Origin of the sequence: Prescottella defluvii, assembly GCF_000738775.1 — a bacterium.
Lineage (GTDB): Bacteria > Actinomycetota > Actinomycetes > Mycobacteriales > Mycobacteriaceae > Prescottella > Prescottella defluvii.
The window spans coordinates 20,892-37,103 of the sequence record NZ_JPOC01000037.1 but is presented as its reverse complement, the minus strand read 5'-3'; the positions used below and the strand labels follow the sequence as shown (position 1 = coordinate 37,103).

Genomic DNA, 16,212 nt, shown 5'->3' with positions numbered 1-16,212 from the left:
CGAGGAGCATCGTGGCACGAGCAACCCTGATCATCGACTCGTTCGATTCGCCTCACGAGGTGCTGAGCCTCATCGACGTGATGGAGAGAACCGGCCTGCCGAGCTCGTCGTCACACCGCATCGTCACGCAATTGGTCGATTCGGACTGGATCGTCCGGCTCCGCTGCGGGTACCGTCTCGGTCCCCGAGCGCTCTCACTTCTCGTCAACCCGCGGTCGAGTCACCGGGAGCTGCGCGCCGCGTCCTCCCGCCACCTCCACTCACTCATGCTCCGCACCGGCATGGTCGTCCGCCTCACCATCCTCGACGGGGCGGACGAGCTGATCCTCGACCAGCTCAGCGGCCGGTGGTCGGCGACGCCGTCGACGACGGTCGGCGACCGGAACTGCCCGTGCGCCACGGTGTCCGGACGCACGCTGCTGTCGGTGCTGTCGCCCGAGGCTCTCACCCAACTTCTGCACACCCGCGAACGACGATGCGCCGGCTGCGGGGCTGCGCACGCACGGCTCGAGAGCGACCTGGCGAACATCCGCAGGAACGACGGGATCCTCGCCGCGCGGGTCGGTCACGATCCGGGCAGCGCGCCGCACGTGGCGGCGGTCGTCGACGTCACCGGAGTGCCCGTCGCCGCGGTCTCCCTCGGTGGGCGAGCGGGAAACCCGGAGATCCGGCACACTGTACTCGTCGCGGATGCCGCGTGCGCCATCACTGCGCATCTGGAAGCGTCGGGTGCCCGACGCCGCGCCGCTCACGCAGCGGGCGAGTAGCCCGCGCGGCGCGCACGAACACGACACCCCCGCCCGGTAGACCGGACGGGGGTGTCGTGGGTGGAGCTGCGTGACTAGTCCTTCAGCGACGCCGGCGGGGTGAAGCGCTCACCGTACTTGGCGGCGAGTTCCTCTGCACGAGCGACGAATCCGGCCGTACCGCCGGGGTAGCCGGCGACGAACTGGCTGACGCCACCGGTCCAGGCCGGGTAGCCGATGCCCATGATCGAGCCGATGTTGGCGTCGGCGGTGGACGTGATGACGCCCTCGTCGAAGCACTTGACCGTCTCGATGGCCTCGATGAACAGCATCCGGTCGATCAGGTCCTGGATCGGAGCCTGGTTCGATCCGGAATCGAAGTGATCCCGCAGGCCCTGCCACAGGCCGGTGCGCTTGCCGTCCGCGTAGTCGTAGAAGCCCGCGCCGCCGAGGCGTCCCTTGCGGTCGTTGCCCTCGACGAGGTAGTTGATGACGTCACCGGCCGGGTCGGCCGGCAGTTCCTTGCCCTCGGCGATGGCGGCGGCCTTCGACTCGGCGCGGATCTTCTGCATGAGCGTCAGGTTCAGCTCGTCCGACAGCTGCAACGGTGCCGCCGGGTAGCCGGCCTGCATGCCCGCCTGCTCGATGGTGGCGGGCTCGATGCCCTCGGCGACCATGCCGATGGCCTCGTTGACGAACGTGCCGATCACGCGCGAGGTGAAGAAGCCGCGCGAGTCGTTGACGACGATCGGGGTCTTGCGGATCGCCTGCACGAAGTCGAACACCCGGGCCAGCGACTCGTCCGAGGTCTTCTCACCGCGGATGATCTCCACCAGCGGCATCTTGTCGACGGGCGAGAAGAAGTGGATGCCGATGAAGTCCTCGGCCCGCTTGACGCCGGTCGCGAGATCGGTGATCGGCAGTGTCGAGGTGTTGGAGCCGAGGAGGGCGTCGGGCTCGACGATGTCCTCGATCTCCTGGAACACCTTCCTCTTCAGGTCGGGCGACTCGAAGACGGCCTCGACGACGAAGTCGACGCCCGCGAAGTCGGCCGGGTCCGCGGTGGGCGTGATCAGCGCGAGGAGGGCCTTCGACTTCTCCTCGGTGGTCTTGCCGCGCGAGAGCGCCTTGGCCTCGATCTTCTCGGAGTACGCCTTGCCCTTCTCGGCGGCCTCGATCGTGACGTCCTTGAGCACCACCGGGATTCCGGCCTTGGCGCACACGTACGCGATGCCGGCGCCCATCATGCCGGCACCGAGGACACCGACCTTCTTGATCTCGCGCTTGGGAATGTCCTTGGGACGCGAGGCACCCGAACCGATGGCCTGCATGTCGAAGAAGAACGCCTGGATCATGTTCTTCGCGACGCGGCCGGTGACCAGGTTGGTGAAGTAGCGCGACTCGATGAGCAGTGCATTGTCGACGTCGACCTGGCTGCCCTCGACGGCGGCGGCCATGATCGCGCGCGGCGCCTCCATCGGCGAGCCCTTGAGCTGCTTGCGCAGGTTCGCCGGGATCGCCGGCAGGTTCGCGGCGAAGGCCGGGGTGGCGGGGGTACCGCCGGGAATCTTGTAGCCCTTGACGTCCCACGGCTGCACGCCCGACTCGGGATTGGCCTTGATCCACGCCTTCGCGGCCGGGACCAGTTCCTCGACGGAGGAGACCACCTCGTCGACCAGGCCGACCTCCTTGGCCTGCTGCGGGCCGCGCTGCTGCCCCTGCAGCAGCATCTGAGTCAGCGCGGTCATGATGCCGAACATGCGGACGGTGCGGACGATGCCGCCGCCACCGGGCAGCAGCCCGAGGGTGGCCTCGGGCAGACCGATCTTGACGCCCTTGACGTCGGCGGCGATGCGGTGGTGCGTCGCGAGCGCGATCTCCAGGCCGCCACCGAGGGCGGCACCGTTGATGCACGTGACGACGGGCTTGCCGAGGGTCTCGAGGCGACGCAGGTCGGCCTTGAGGGTGAGGCTGTGGTTGTAGATCTGCTCGGCGTCCTCGGGGCCGACCTTGATCATGTTCTTCAGGTCGCCGCCCGCGAAGAACGTCTTCTTGCCCGACGTCAGCACGACACCGGTGATCGAGTCCTTCTCCGCGTACAACCGGTCGACCGTCGCCTTCATCGACGAGATGTACCGGTCGTTCATGGTGTTCGCGCCCTGGTTGGGGTCGTCGATGGTCAGCACGACGATGCCGTCGGCGTCCTGCTCCCAGTTGATGATGTTCTGATCGCTCACTGTTTCGTTTCTCCTGCTTGGTCCGTGAGCGTCAGACGCGCTCGATGATGGTGGCCACGCCCATGCCGCCGCCGATGCACAGCGTGACGAGGGCGCGCTTGGCGCCGCGGCGCTCGAGTTCGTCGACCATCGTTCCGGTGATCATGGCGCCGGTCGCACCGAGCGGGTGACCCATGGCGATGGCGCCGCCGTTGACGTTGAGCTTCTCGTCCGGGATCTTCAGATCCTTCTGGAACTTCATCGCGACGGAGGCGAAGGCCTCGTTGATCTCGAACAGGTCGATGTCGTCGACAGTGAGCCCGGCCTGGGCGAGCACCTTGTGCGCCGCCGGGGTGGGGCCGGTGAGCATGATCGTCGAGTCGGCGCCGGAGGTGGCGGTCGCGACGACGCGGGCCCGCGGGGTCAGACCCATCGCCTTGCCGGCGTCCTCGCTGCCGACGAGCACGAGGGCGGCACCGTCGACGATGCCGGAGCTGTTGCCGCCGTGGTGGACGTGGTTGATCTTCTCCACCCAGTGGTACTTCTGCAGCGCGACGGCGTCGAAGCCGCCCATCTCACCGATACCGGCGAACGCCGGGGCCAGCCCCGCGAGCGATTCGAGGGTCGTGCCCGGACGCATGTGCTCGTCGGTGTCGAGGACGGTGATTCCGTTGATGTCCTTGACCGGGACGACGGACTTGGCGAAGTAGCCGCCCGCCCACGCCTTCGCCGCGAGGTCCTGCGAACGGGCCGCGTACGCGTCGACGTCCTCGCGGGTGAAGCCCTCCATGGTGGCGATGAGGTCGGCGCCGATGCCCTGCGGCACCAGGTAGGTGTCGTAGTTGGTGGCCGGGTCCTGCATCCAGGCGCCGCCGTCGGAGCCCATCTTCACCCGCGACATCGACTCGACGCCGCCGGCGATGACCATCTCGTCCCAGCCGGAGCGCACCTTCTGCGCGGCCATGTTCACGGCCTCGAGACCGGAGGCGCAGAAACGGTTGATCTGCACACCGCCGACGGTCTCGGGCAGGCCGGCGACGGTGACCGCGGTGCGGGCGATGTCCGCGCCCTGGTCGCCGAGCGGGGAGACGACACCGAGGATCATGTCGGAGATCCGGTCCTCGTCGAGGTCCGGGAAACGGATGCGCAGTTCGTCGATCAGGCCGGTGACCAGCGAGATCGGCTTGACCGAATGCAGCGAACCGGTGCTCTTGCCCCGACCACGCGGGGTTCGGATGGCTTCATAGATGAATGCCTCTGTGGTCACTGTGAGGTGTTCCTTCCTGTTCACGTCTGCGTGCCGCCGCAGCGACCTGCCCATACGAGGCACAGACCTCGGCTGCGTTCACCTTAGAACGTGTTCCAGTTAGCGGGAAGGACCGAAGCGATCCCGGTCTGTGACCGAGGCGATCACGACCGCCCGCGGAACACGACCCTGCCGGTGGGGCACCGACCGGACGACCGATAACCTCCCGCAGGGGAAACATGCTCGGGAGGGGTGTTCGGATGGGTGAGCTCGGCCCGCGCAGCGGACTGACGCGACGGGGATTCCTGGGTGCAGCCGCGTTCGGCGCGGCCGGAGCCGCGACCCTGGGCACGAGCGGTACCGCGACCGCGCGCCCTGCCGAGCGCCGCACGACCGCGACACGGGGCCTGCCCTCGCCCGACTCGATCACGGTCACCGATCCCGCGTTCCTCGGCGCGGTCGAGGCCGCGAGCCTGCTGCAGTCCGGACGCCTGCACCCCCGGGAGCTGCTCGACGCCTGCCTGTCCCGCAGTTCGGCCCTCGACGGCGAGATCGGCGGCTGGAGCCGGATCTACCCGGAGATGGCCTACGAGGCCGCAGACGCCGCCGCACGACGGCTCTCCGCGAAGGGCCGCAGCACCGACGGGGACGCCCCGCTCGTGTGCGGAATCCCCTTGGCGCTCAAGGATCTTTTCGCGGTGTCGGGCCTGCCGTTGACCGCGTCGAGCCGGGTCCTCGAGGGCAACATCGCGGCGGGCGACTCCACCGTGTGGCGCCGGCTGCGCGATGCCGGCACGGTACTGATGGGACACGCCCACACCGACGAGTTCGCGATCGGCATCGCGACCGAGCAGGTGGGCAACCCGTGGAACACCGCGTACTCGCCCGGCGGTTCGTCCGGTGGCAGCGCCGCCGTCCTCGCGGCGCGTTTCGCGCCGCTCGCGACGGGTACCGACACCGGCGGCTCGCTGCGTCTCCCAGCGAGCGCGTGCGGCATCACGTCGATCAAGCCGACGTTCGGCCGCTGCAGCACCTACGGCGTGATCCCGCTGACCTGGACCCGCGACCACGTGGGGCCGATGGCCCGCAGCGTCGCCGACGCCGCCCTCCTGCTCGGCTACATGGCGGGCACCGACCCGGACTCCCCCACCACGTACGCCGGCCCGCCCCCACCGGCAGACGGCTACCCGCTCGCCGCGAAGGGTGGCGCGACGCCGTTGGCGGGCAAGCGTTTCGGCGTGGCCCGCCGCAGCGCCGACGCCCTGCCCGCACCCCTCGGCACGCTGTTCGCGGAGTACCTCGATCTCGTCCGGCGCCTCGGCGGCACCGTCGTCGACATCTCGATGCCGGTCCCGGCACCCGACCTGCTCACCGGCGATTCGGCCGAAATGGGCAGCTACCACAAGCAATTCGTGGAAGACATCGCGTTGTACCGACCGAAGTACGCCGTAGTCGCGTCGAGCGGAGTCGCCGCTCTCGCCGTCCCGTCGATCGACTACATGACCACCGCCCGCAATCGGCTGATGTACCAGCACGAGTACAACCGGATGTTCGCCGACAGCGACCTCGATGCCGTCCTGGTACCGGGCTCGAGAGTGGACGGGTCCAAGCGAGTCGAGGTCGCCGGCATCTCGGTGTTCGACGGCGTGACCGGGGACGTGCGCTGGGCCAACCTCACCGGTGCGCCGGTGGTCTGCACGCCGGCCGGACGCTCCTCGGTGACGGGTCTACCGTTCGGGGTCCAGATCGGTGGGCGCCCGTGGGACGAGACTGCACTGATCGAGATCGCTCTGGAACTGCAAGCGGCGCAGCCTGATTGGACCGAGGCGCCGACGGTGGCACCGGCGCCGCGGCAGATCCCGCAGTCCCGGGTCACCACTCCCGGCCCGGGCCCCGACCCCACCAACACCACCAACGTCGGATTCGGGTTCCACTTCCTACCGACGCTGTCGACCGCGGAGATCTGACCCTCGGATTCCGGGGATCATTCCGCCGGGCGGTACCTCGCGAGGTAGCGCTCGGCCGCCCCCTGCTCCGCGGCGTCGACCATCAGATCCGAACTGAGCTCGACTCCGTCTCCGACCGGTTGCGCGATCGCGAAGGACCGGACCCGGAAGCACAGGACCATCGCGACGAAGGCGACGACGACCGCGCCACCCAGCGCCGGAGCGAACGAATGACCTCCGGCGAGGGCCGCCACGAAGCCGCCCAGGCACACGAATCCGACCAGCCCGAGCATGTACCCCACGAAGGGAAACGGGATGGCACGGACGACTCGACGAACACTCTGCACGTCAAACACCCTCTCCGATACGCTACGCGAATCGTATCGCTACGCCCACCGTAGCACGTGAAAGAATCGCGCCCGCGAACCACGAAATCGACGGACCGCGAGGAGAGCGATGCCCCTTTCCGAAAATGCCAATGCCCGGATCGTCGCAGCAGTGCTGGAGATCCTGCGCTCCCGAGGACCGGGAGCCGTCACGGTCGAATCGGTGGCGGCCCTGTCCGGAGTCGCGAAGACGACGATCTACCGGCGGTATGCGGATCGTCGCGAGATGCTGACGGCAGCGCTGTCGCCACTGGCGACCCCACCGCAGGCCCATCCGGCGCTCGATGCCCGGCAGCGACTGCACTGGGTCATCGAACGCGCCGTCGCCTCAGTCGAACACGGCATCGGCTTCGGCGGCATGGCCGCTCTCCTCACCGACGAGGACGTCGAATTCAGTCGGTCGTTCCGGTCGATCCTCGCCAGCTACCGCCGACAGGTCTCCGAGGTGATCGACGAGGCGAAGGAGGCCGGCGAGTTCCGCGCCGACCTGGACAACGACGCGCTGATTGACGCGATCGTCGGCGCCTACGTGGCCGAGCAGGCGCGCCTCGGGAATGTCGACGACTGGCGTGAACGACTGTTCGCGACGTTCTGGCCCACGGTCGCCGCCCGCCCCGCTCCCGCGCTCTAGCCGTCGATCCTGCGCGCGCCGAGAATCTCGCCGAGGAACTCCTCCGCGATGTCGTCCGGATCACGGCGGCTCGCCTGGTCCACCGGAACGGCCGCCTCGGCCATCATCTCCGCCTCGTCCTCAGGGGTGCTGGGAGGAGGTGTGGCCTCGTAGTCGACGGGCGGCGGACCGGGATCGTCCGGGTAGTCCGGGGCCTCGGGCGGCGGAATGTCGTCGAGGTCCGACGCGGCCGAGCGGGGTGCCGACGGCGGGGGCGCCACGGCAGCCCGACCCTGGCTGGGACGGGAGAAACGCGGTGCTGCAGGAGCTTTCGTCTGCTGCGCACTGGCCGGAGCCGCCTGCTGTGCCGGCGCGGTGCCGTGCTCGCACGTGACCTCCCAGTCGCCGCCGAACACATCGCGCATCGCGGCACCGATCACGTCGGTGTTGCGCGGCTCGACGAGACGCTTGGCCAGCGGTGCGGAGTCGTGACTGAGCACCAGACGTGCGCCGTCCACCGACCGGACGGTGGCGCCGGACAGCATCACCTCGACGGTCCGACTGCGGTCGCGCACCTTCGCCCGCACCTCCGACCACACCGCCCGGACCCCGGCGGCGTCCGGACGATCCGACACCGCCGGAACAGGTTCCGGGACCGGTGCGGGCGCCACGGGCTCCGGGGCGGGTGCAACGGGCTCCGGCTCGGGTGCGACGGCGGCCACGGGCACGGGCACGGGCTCCGGTTCGCGCGCAGGCTCCGCCTGGCGGACCGGCTCCAACTTTTGCACCGGTTCGGGCGAACGGACCGGTTCCGGTGGACGTTGCGGCTCCGGTGGACGGACCGGTTCCGGTGGACGCTGCGGTTCCGGTGGACGCTGCGGCTCCGGTTCCGTTGCCGCAGCAGGTGCCTCGCGGCGCTGCGACGGACGCTGGTAGACCGGACCCGACGGCGGCGGCTCGACCGCGGCCGGGCGCGGCGCGGCCGCAGGTACCGGCGCGGGTGCGGCGGCAACGGCAGCGACGCCGTTGGCAGCGGGAATCACTGCCCCCTGTTCGATCCGCTCGAGCCGTTGCAGCACAGCTGATTCCGCGTCCGTCGCGGACGGCAGCAGCATCCGGGCACACATCACCTCGAGCAGCAGCCGCGGCGCCGTCGCACCGCGCATCTCGCCGAGGCCGTCGTGCACAAGTTCTGCGTAGCGGGCCAGGGTGGCGGGGCCGATCCGCTCGGCCTCCTCACGCATGCGTTCGAGGACGTCGCCGGGGGCGTCGACCAGACCGCGCTCCGCGGCGTCGGGCACCGCGCGCATGAGGATGAGGTCGCGCAGCCGCTCGAGCAGGTCGACGGCGAACCGGCGCGGGTCGTGACCGGCGTCCATCACCTTGTCGACGGTGCCGAACAGGGCGGCGCCGTCGCTCGCGGCGAGCGCGTCCACGGCCTCGTCGATGAGCGCGACATCGGTGACGCCGAGCAACGCGAGCGCCCGCGAGTACCGGACGCCCTCCTCCCCGGCACCGGCCAGGAGCTGGTCGAGCACGCTCAGCGAGTCACGGGGCGAACCGCCGCCGGCGCGGATGACCAGTGGGTACACCGCATCCTCGACCGTGACGTGTTCCTGCGCGCAGATCTTCTCGAGCAGCCCGCGCATGGTGTTGGGCGCCAACAACCGGAACGGGTAGTGATGGGTGCGCGACCGGATGGTCGGCAGCACCTTCTCGGGCTCGGTGGTGGCGAAGATGAAGATGAGGTGCTCCGGCGGCTCCTCGACGATCTTGAGCAGCGCGTTGAAGCCCGCGGTGGTGACCATGTGGGCCTCGTCGACGATGAACACCCGGTACCGCGACTCGGCCGGCGCGTAGAACGCGCGGTCACGCAGCTCGCGGGTGTCCTCCACGCCGCCGTGGCTGGCGGCGTCGAGTTCGATGACGTCGAGGTTGCCGGGGCCGCCGGGGCCGAGCGCGATGCACGACGAGCATTCGCCGCACGGCCGGGACGTGGGCCCCTGGACGCAGTTGAGCGACCTCGCCAGGATGCGCGCCGACGACGTCTTGCCGCAGCCGCGCGGACCCGAGAACAGGTAGGCGTGGTTGATACGTCCGGCGTCGAGTGCGGTGCTCAGGGGCTCGGTGACGTGCTCCTGACCCACCACCTCCGCGAACGAAGCTGGTCGATATTTCCGGTACAGGGCCACGGCGAAAGACTACCGGCGTCCTGCGACAGTTCGTCGCAGGAGTGACACCCCACTCGAATCGGACCCGGCGGGCACGAAGAGATTTCCGAAACACAGAAGCAACACGGGCGCCCCGCCCCGGAAACGGCGGGAAGCGATCGTCATTTCTCGCGTGCGGTGACACACCGCCGGTGAGGAGAAGTTCACATGCTCGAGACGATCGATCCCGCTACCACCGCGTGGCTGCTGGTCAGCACCGCGCTGGTTCTGCTGATGACGCCAGGCCTGGCACTGTTCTACGGCGGCATGGTCCGCTCCAAGGGCGTCCTCAACATGATCCTGATGAGTTTCGTCTCGATCGCGCTGGTCACGGTGGTGTGGCTGGTCGTCGGCTACAGCCTGGCCTTCGGTGACGATGTCGGCGGCGGACTCATCGGTGGGCTCGAGCACTTCGGCATGGCCGGGATCGACCCGGACACCGCGCGGTCCGGGGTACCGGAGTTCCTGTTCGCGACGTTCCAGCTGACCTTCGCAATCCTCACCGCGGCACTGATCAGCGGCGCGATCGCCGACCGCGCCAAGTTCTCGTCGTGGATGTTCTTCGTCCCGGTGTGGGCGCTGCTGGTCTACGTGCCGGTCGCGCACTGGGTGTGGGGGCCGGATGGCTGGATCTCGAAGCTCGGCGCGCTCGACTTCGCCGGCGGCCTGGTGGTCGAGATCGTCTCCGGTGCGTCCGCGCTGGCCCTCGCCCTGGTGCTCGGCCCGCGGATCGGCTTCCGCAACGAGCCGATGCGCCCGCACAACCTGCCGATGGTGCTGCTCGGTGTCGGGCTGCTGTGGTTCGGCTGGTTCGGCTTCAACGCCGGCTCGGCGATGGCCGCCGACGGCACCGCCGCCGCGGTGTTCCTCAATACCCTGGTCGCCGGCTGCACCGGCCTGCTGGGTTGGTTGGTCGTCGAGCAGAAGCGTGACGGCCACCCCACCACGTTCGGTGCCGCGTCCGGTGTCGTCGCCGGCCTCGTCGCGATCACCCCGTCCTGCGGGTGGGTCGGCATGGTCGGCGCCTCGGTCATCGGTGTCGTCGCCGGCGCCGTCTGCTCGTTCGCGGTGGGCTGGAAGTTCCGCTTCGGCTACGACGACTCCCTCGACGTCGTCGGCGTCCACCTCGTCGGCGGCATCGTCGGCACCGTGCTCATCGGCCTGCTCGCCTCGGAGGTCATGACCGGCGGTGTCGAGGGCCTGTTCTTCGGCGGCGGGTTCGCCCAGCTCGGCAAGCAGGTCCTCGCGGTCGCCGTCGTCGGCCTCTACGCGTTCGGTGTCACGTACGGCCTCGGCAAGCTCATCGACCGGCTCGTCGGATTCCGCATCACTGCCGAACAGGAGACATCGGGCATCGACCTCGCACTGCACGCCGAGTCGGCCTACGAACACGCCGTCCTCGCCCACGGCGCACCGAACGGGCCGTTCGCCCGGGAACACGAACGGCCGCGGCAGCGCCCCGAGCCGGAGGCCGACGCGGTCTGACGGCAGTTGAACCGAATCGCTGTGGATCGGTTCTTCGTCGCGGCCCGAACCTTGTCTATGAGGCGTGTTTCTCGGCGGCGTCGAACGCGGGCGCAAGCGGCGCCAGCGCCGCACGGAGCTGGTCGGGCAGCGAGCCGGAGGGCACAACCAGTCCTCCGGCAGTGAAGGTCTCGGCAACCCCCGCGTTTCCGGCCGGCTGGAGCCAGCTCTCCAGAGCGATGCGAACTGCCGCGGCCACGCTTGCTGCGAGGACGCGGGCCGTGTGCGCTTCGGGGTCGTCCAGGCGTTCGGCGATCACCACCGTGAGCGGGGGCTCGATGCCGGCGGTGGCGTCGAGGAAGGCGTCGCGCAGTGCGGTCTGGGTGGTGATCAGCAGCAGCGCCTCGTGATCACGCTCGCCGGTGCTCGCGTATTGCTCGATCACGGCTTCGGTGACGGCGTCAGCCAGGCGGACTCCTGCGGGGTGAGCCGCGACCGCCGCCGCGATGCGCGCCTCCCGGTCTTCGGTGACAGCGGAGACGATCGCCTGCTCTCGGCTGGCGAAGTAGTTGTTGTAAGTACGCGGCGAAACCCCGGCTGCTTCGGCGATGTCCTCGACCCGAACCTGGCCCGGTCCGCGCTCCACGGCCAGACGCAGGGCGGCCTCTCGTAGCGCCTCACGCGTGGCCTGTTTCTTCCGCTCCCGCAGCCCTGGTCGATGGGTTGTCACGGAGACAGCGTTCCACACAGGACTGCGCGCACGCAAAGTTGCGTGAGCGCAACCTTGCGCGCACGCAAGTTTGGTGTCAGTCTCGACGCGGAAGAAAGGACGCCACCATGCGAGCAAAAGGAATGACCTACGACACCGGATTCGTCGTGCACGGCCAGTCATCTCGCGAACACTTCGACCCCGCGGTGGTCCGACGCGAGCTGGCCATCATCCGCGACGACCTGCACTGCAACGCGATCCAGATCATCGGCGGCGACCCGGAACGACTCGAGTTGGCCGGCCGTGCCGCCGCTGAACTCGGCCTGGAAGTCTGGTTCTCGCCCTATCCGCTGGAACTGCATCCTGAGCAGATCGTCGGCCTCTTCCGCGATTGCGCCGAGCGAGCAGAACGGCTCCGGCAGCAGGGGGCCACGGTCGTATTCGTCGCAGGGGTCGAACTGAGCGTGATGAACCGCGGATTCCTGCCCGGAGAGACCCCTGAGGAACGGGTTGGGCATCTGATGGCCCGACCCGGGCAGCGGGACGAAGCGATACGTGAACTCGGCGTGCGCATCAACGCGTTCCTCCGCGACGCCGCGGCCACGGTCCGCGAACGCTTCCACGGCACACTCACCTACGCGGCCATCCAATTCGAGCAGGTCGACTGGACGCCCTTCGACATGATGACGTTCGAGCTGATCCGCTCCGCCGAGGTCGCCGACCAGTTCCGGGACGCGGTGCGCACCCTGGCCCGAGGCCCGAAGCCGCTCGCCATCACCGGGTTCGGCACCGCGGCCTATCGCGGTGCGGGTGACCGCGGCGGGCGGGTACTGGAAGTGGTCGAGCACGACCCGGAAACCAAGGCCCCCATACGGCTGAAGGGCGTATACGAGCGTGACGAGGCCGGCCAGGCCACATACCTGAGCGAACTGCTGGAGGTCTTCGAGACCGAAGGTGTGGACAGCGCCTTCGTGTACTTGTTCGCCCTGCCCGGCTACCCACACCGCCCCGACGGTGACCCCAGGGACGACTTGGATCGGGCGAGCTTGGGCATCGTCAAACTCCTCGAAGGACGCCGGGGACAGACCTACCCGGACATGGAATGGGAACCCAAAGCCGCTTTCGCGGCAGTGGCGCACCACCCTGAAGCCGGTGCCGCCGAACCGGAAACACGCCGTCCACACGCCAAGTAAGCGCAGCGCATACACCACTCGTAAGCAGTTGTGTGACTTCGTGGCCGAGCCACGCGCCGACGGTTCGTGAGCCGACAAAGCCGCCAGGACCGTGAAACTTGCTGCGCCTTCCGATCCATCCGAACTTGTTGGCAACACGACGTATTCAACTGTGACGCGCGCGTTGAGTCTTCGAGCCGAGGCTTTGTCTCCCCGTACTGAGCAACAGCGAGGGGTTCACGTATCCGGCGCACTTGGTTCACAGGACAGTGGTGGTGTCAGTCCGAGGTGTTGCCATGCGGCGTGGGTGGCGATTCGTCCGCGGGTGGTGCGGGCCATCATTCCCACCCGGATGAGAAAGGGTTCGCAAACTTCTTCGATGGTGGCGGTTTCTTCGCCGACGGCGACTGCGAGGGTGGAGACGCCGACGGGGCCGCCATTGAAGTTGCGAATCAGAGCGCTAAGGACGGCCCGGTCGAGCCGGTCCATACCGAGGCTATCGACATCGTAGATCGCCAGGGCGGCAACGGCGGTGGCGTGATCAACGGTACCGTTGCCCCGCACCTGGGCGTAGTCACGGACGCGTCGCAGCAACCGGTTGGCGATTCGGGGTGTTCCGCGGGATCGGACGGCGACTTCCTTGCTGGCACTGTCATCGATCGTGATGTCGAGGATGGCTGCGGAGCGGCGGACGATCTGGTCAAGCTCCGAAGGTTCGTAGAAGTCCATACGTCCCACGAATCCGAATCGGTCTCGGAGGGGCCCGGTGAGTGCACCGGATCGGGTGGTGGCACCGACCAGCGTGAACGGTGCGATCTCCAACGGGATAGCCATCGCGCCGGGGCCCTTTCCGACAACGACGTCGACGCGGAAGTCCTCCATCGCCAGATAGAGCATTTCCTCGGCCGGGCGCGCCACTCGGTGGATTTCGTCGATGAACAAGACGTCACCTTCGACGAGGTTGCTCAGGATCGCCGCCAGGTCGCCCGGGCGCACGATGGCCGGCCCGGACGTCAGGTGCAGCGCGGCACCGAGTTCACGGGCAATGATCATGGCCATGCTCGTCTTGCCCAGCCCGGGCGGGCCCGCCATCAGGATGTAATCGGGCGAGTCCCCTCGAAGTTCGGCCGCGCGCAGGACCAGTTGCAGTTGTTCCCGGACCTGTTGTTGACCGATGAAGGCATCGAGATCGCGTGGGCGAAGGCCGGTCTCATCGGGATCGGTGTCGATGACGCCAGCGTGAGAATGGGCGGCGCTGGTGGGCGCACGGGTCATGTCGGTGTTCACGTGGAGGCGTCCGGCGGTCCAGCGAGGTCGATGATGTGTTGCGCGAGTGCACGTCGGGTGGCGGCGGGCAGATCACGCGCACCGAGCGAGTCGTAGGACCACAGACCGTCGGCGGCGAGGCAGGCGATGAACAGGCGCATCGTCGTCGCGTCGTCAGTGGCATCGTGCGGTGAGGGCGTCCATTCGCTCAGCACGCGGGCCCAGGGTTCGTGCAGCGCCGCATCGTGTCCGGTGTCGTGGATGAGGTCGAGTTCACCGGCGGTGGCCGACGTGGTGGCCACGGTGACATAGGCCCTGACCCGCTCGATCGGCGTCGCCTCGGCAGCGGGCTTGCCCGCGGCCTCGATCAGGCGCGCCTCCCATCGCCGTGCGAGGTGCTCCTGCATCGCCAGGGAAAGCGCGTCGCGGTCGCGGAAGTGGTACATCATCCCGCCGCGGGTCAATCCCGCTTCTTCGGCGGTCGCCTCGAGGGTCAGTCGACGAGCGCCGTCGCGTTCAGCGACGCGCACCGCGGCGTCGAGGATCTTCTCCCGATTGTTCGGTCGCACGATCACTCCTCAATAGACAGAAAGGCCTCCGACCTGCGTAACTATACATGCATGAATGTAAAGTTATGTTATTCTCAGGATCTGCCCGGCTACGTGGCCGGGGCGGTCGGGCGTGCGCTGCGCAGCTGTCGATCCGAGGCTTGAAACCTCCAGCGACTTCATTTCAAGAAGCCTGGAGGCCTTCCTCTATGCCCGCAGTTCTGAACAAACCGGCGATGCGCTGGTGGGCTCTGGCGGTACTCGCGCTCACCGAATTGGTCGTGGTCCTCGACACGACGATCGTCACGATCGCGCTACCTCAGGCCCAACTCGACATCGGACTCAGCGACGACCAACGCCAGTGGGTGGTCACCGCCTACGCTCTCGCCTTCGGATCGCTCCTGCTGCTCGGCGGCCGGATCTCCGACTACTGGGGCCGCAAACGCACATTCATGCTCGGGATGGTCGGTTTCGGTGCCGCCTCGGCCTGGGGCGGCCTGGCCCAGGGCGGCATCGAGCTCATCATCGCCCGCGGTGTCCAGGGCGCGTTCGCCGCGCTGCTGGCACCCGCAGCCTTGGCGATGGTGACGGTGACGTTCTCTCACGGCCGCGAACGCAACATCGCGTTCGCCATCTTCGGAACCGTCGCCGGCACCGGCGCCGCGATCGGCCTCGTCCTCGGTGGAGTCCTGACCGAGTACACGAACTGGCGCTGGTGCCTGCTCGTGAACGTGATCTTCGTGGTCATCGGCATCATCGGCGGCGCCCTGCTGCTGGACGAGAGCAAAGCCGGTGGAGACAACAACCGCTACGACATCGGCGGGGCCGTGACGGTCACATTCGGTCTGGGATCACTGGTCTACGGATTCACGCGAGCCGAGCACGGCTGGGGATCGACCGACACGGTCGCCTTCCTGGCCATCGGTGTCGTGCTGCTGGCGGCATTCGTGTGGATCGAAACCCGCGTCGAGCAGCCCCTGCTGCCACTGAGGGTCGTCCTCGACAAGGTCCGCGGTGGCGCCTTCCTGATCCAGGCCGTCGTCGGCGCGGTCATGATCGGCGCGATGCTGTACCTCACGTTCTACTTCCAGATCGTGATGGGCATGAGCCCGCTGGTCTCCGGCGCCGCCAATGTCCTGATGACCGTCGTCATCATGGCATGCAGCCCGTTTGTCACCAAGGCGCTCAACGCGTTCGGTCCGCGCCACATGATGGTCATCGGGCCCCTGTTCGGAGCGGCAGGGCTGTTCTACCTGATCGGCATCACCCCCGAGGGCAACTACTGGACCGAGGTTCTCCCCGGACTGGTTCTGCTCGGTATCGGGCTGTCGATGCTGTTCGTACCGGTGCAGAACCTCGCCCTCATCGGCGTCGACACCGATGACGCCGGTGTTGCCTCGGCAACGGTCAACTCCACGTTCCATATCGGTGGCTCGATCGGACTGGCCGTCTTCACCGTCATCTACGCGAACACCACCGCAGACGCCCTCGACGCCGGCAGCACCGAGATCGCGGCTTTCACCGACGGCTACTCCGCGGCGTTCCTCGCATCCGGAATCGCGATGGTGTCGGCCGCAGCGATCGGCTTCGCGCTCATCCGCGGAACCAAAGACGAGCTCATGCCGCAATGGGACGGCGACGACGCCGAGGTCTACGCCCACTGATGCGCAATGCGTGTGGCCCCGCCCGGTGA

General features: G+C 68.3%; 13 protein-coding genes. 6 read left to right on the top strand and 7 right to left on the bottom strand.

From position 1 onward, the window contains the following. Window positions 1-11: 11 nt before the first annotated feature. Window positions 12-767: an IclR family transcriptional regulator gene (locus tag IJ15_RS25290; RefSeq protein WP_051918905.1), complete on the top strand. Its 756-nt coding sequence runs from the start codon at window positions 12-14 to the stop codon at window positions 765-767. A gap of 74 nt (window positions 768-841) precedes the next feature. Here IJ15_RS25290 and IJ15_RS0114475 read toward each other — a convergent pair whose 3' ends face one another. Then, window positions 842-2,983 (bottom strand): 3-hydroxyacyl-CoA dehydrogenase NAD-binding domain-containing protein, encoded by a 2,142-nt coding sequence (locus tag IJ15_RS0114475; protein ID WP_031939060.1) that lies wholly within the window; start codon window positions 2,981-2,983, stop codon window positions 842-844. A 31-nt stretch (window positions 2,984-3,014) separates the two neighbouring features. Next, window positions 3,015-4,229 carry an acetyl-CoA C-acetyltransferase gene (locus tag IJ15_RS0114470; protein ID WP_031939059.1) on the bottom strand — a complete coding sequence of 405 codons (1,215 nt, stop codon included), beginning with the start codon at window positions 4,227-4,229 and terminating at the stop codon, window positions 3,015-3,017. Window positions 4,230-4,468: 239 nt separating this feature from the next. Here IJ15_RS0114470 and IJ15_RS0114465 point away from each other — a divergent pair, with 239 nt between their 5' ends. Beyond that, window positions 4,469-6,175 carry an amidase gene (locus tag IJ15_RS0114465; RefSeq protein WP_031939058.1) on the top strand — a complete coding sequence of 569 codons (1,707 nt, stop codon included), beginning with the start codon at window positions 4,469-4,471 and terminating at the stop codon, window positions 6,173-6,175. Between the two features lie 17 nt (window positions 6,176-6,192). Here the strand turns inward: IJ15_RS0114465 and IJ15_RS0114460 are convergent, their stop codons facing one another. Next, on the bottom strand, window positions 6,193-6,501 hold the full coding sequence (locus IJ15_RS0114460; RefSeq protein ID WP_051918904.1) for a hypothetical protein: 309 nt from the start codon (window positions 6,499-6,501) through the stop codon (window positions 6,193-6,195). A 109-nt stretch (window positions 6,502-6,610) separates the two neighbouring features. On the opposite strand from IJ15_RS0114460, the gene IJ15_RS0114455 reads away from it, so the two are divergent. Continuing rightward, complete coding sequence (locus tag IJ15_RS0114455) at window positions 6,611-7,171, top strand: TetR/AcrR family transcriptional regulator (RefSeq protein ID WP_031939056.1); 561 nt, start codon at window positions 6,611-6,613, stop codon at window positions 7,169-7,171. Here the strand turns inward: IJ15_RS0114455 and IJ15_RS0114450 are convergent. Next, window positions 7,168-9,342, bottom strand: coding sequence for a DNA polymerase III subunit gamma and tau (locus tag IJ15_RS0114450; protein WP_031939055.1), 2,175 nt, complete (start codon window positions 9,340-9,342; stop codon window positions 7,168-7,170). The genes IJ15_RS0114455 and IJ15_RS0114450 overlap by 4 nt on opposite strands. 186 nt (window positions 9,343-9,528) lie before the next feature. Here IJ15_RS0114450 and IJ15_RS0114445 point away from each other — a divergent pair, with 186 nt between their 5' ends. Next, window positions 9,529-10,845 carry an ammonium transporter gene (locus IJ15_RS0114445; RefSeq protein WP_031939054.1) on the top strand — a complete coding sequence of 439 codons (1,317 nt, stop codon included), beginning with the start codon at window positions 9,529-9,531 and terminating at the stop codon, window positions 10,843-10,845. 55 nt (window positions 10,846-10,900) lie between these two features. On the opposite strand, the gene IJ15_RS0114440 is transcribed toward IJ15_RS0114445, so the two are convergent. Then, window positions 10,901-11,554 (bottom strand): TetR/AcrR family transcriptional regulator, encoded by a 654-nt coding sequence (locus tag IJ15_RS0114440; protein WP_031939053.1) that lies wholly within the window; start codon window positions 11,552-11,554, stop codon window positions 10,901-10,903. A gap of 122 nt (window positions 11,555-11,676) precedes the next feature. Between IJ15_RS0114440 and IJ15_RS0114435 the strand changes: the two genes are divergently transcribed. Continuing rightward, on the top strand, window positions 11,677-12,726 hold the full coding sequence (locus IJ15_RS0114435) for a hypothetical protein (RefSeq protein WP_051918903.1): 1,050 nt from the start codon (window positions 11,677-11,679) through the stop codon (window positions 12,724-12,726). Window positions 12,727-12,942: 216 nt separating this feature from the next. Here the strand turns inward: IJ15_RS0114435 and ruvB are convergent, their stop codons facing one another. Further along, window positions 12,943-13,980: a Holliday junction branch migration DNA helicase RuvB gene (gene ruvB / locus IJ15_RS0114430; protein WP_051918909.1), complete on the bottom strand. Its 1,038-nt coding sequence runs from the start codon at window positions 13,978-13,980 to the stop codon at window positions 12,943-12,945. Window positions 13,981-13,988: 8 nt separating this feature from the next. Then, on the bottom strand, window positions 13,989-14,540 hold the full coding sequence (locus IJ15_RS0114425; RefSeq protein ID WP_031939050.1) for a TetR/AcrR family transcriptional regulator: 552 nt from the start codon (window positions 14,538-14,540) through the stop codon (window positions 13,989-13,991). Between the two features lie 188 nt (window positions 14,541-14,728). On the opposite strand from IJ15_RS0114425, the gene IJ15_RS0114420 reads away from it, so the two are divergent. Further along, window positions 14,729-16,183 (top strand): MFS transporter, encoded by a 1,455-nt coding sequence (locus IJ15_RS0114420; protein WP_031939049.1) that lies wholly within the window; start codon window positions 14,729-14,731, stop codon window positions 16,181-16,183. The last annotated feature ends 29 nt before the right edge of the window (window positions 16,184-16,212 follow it).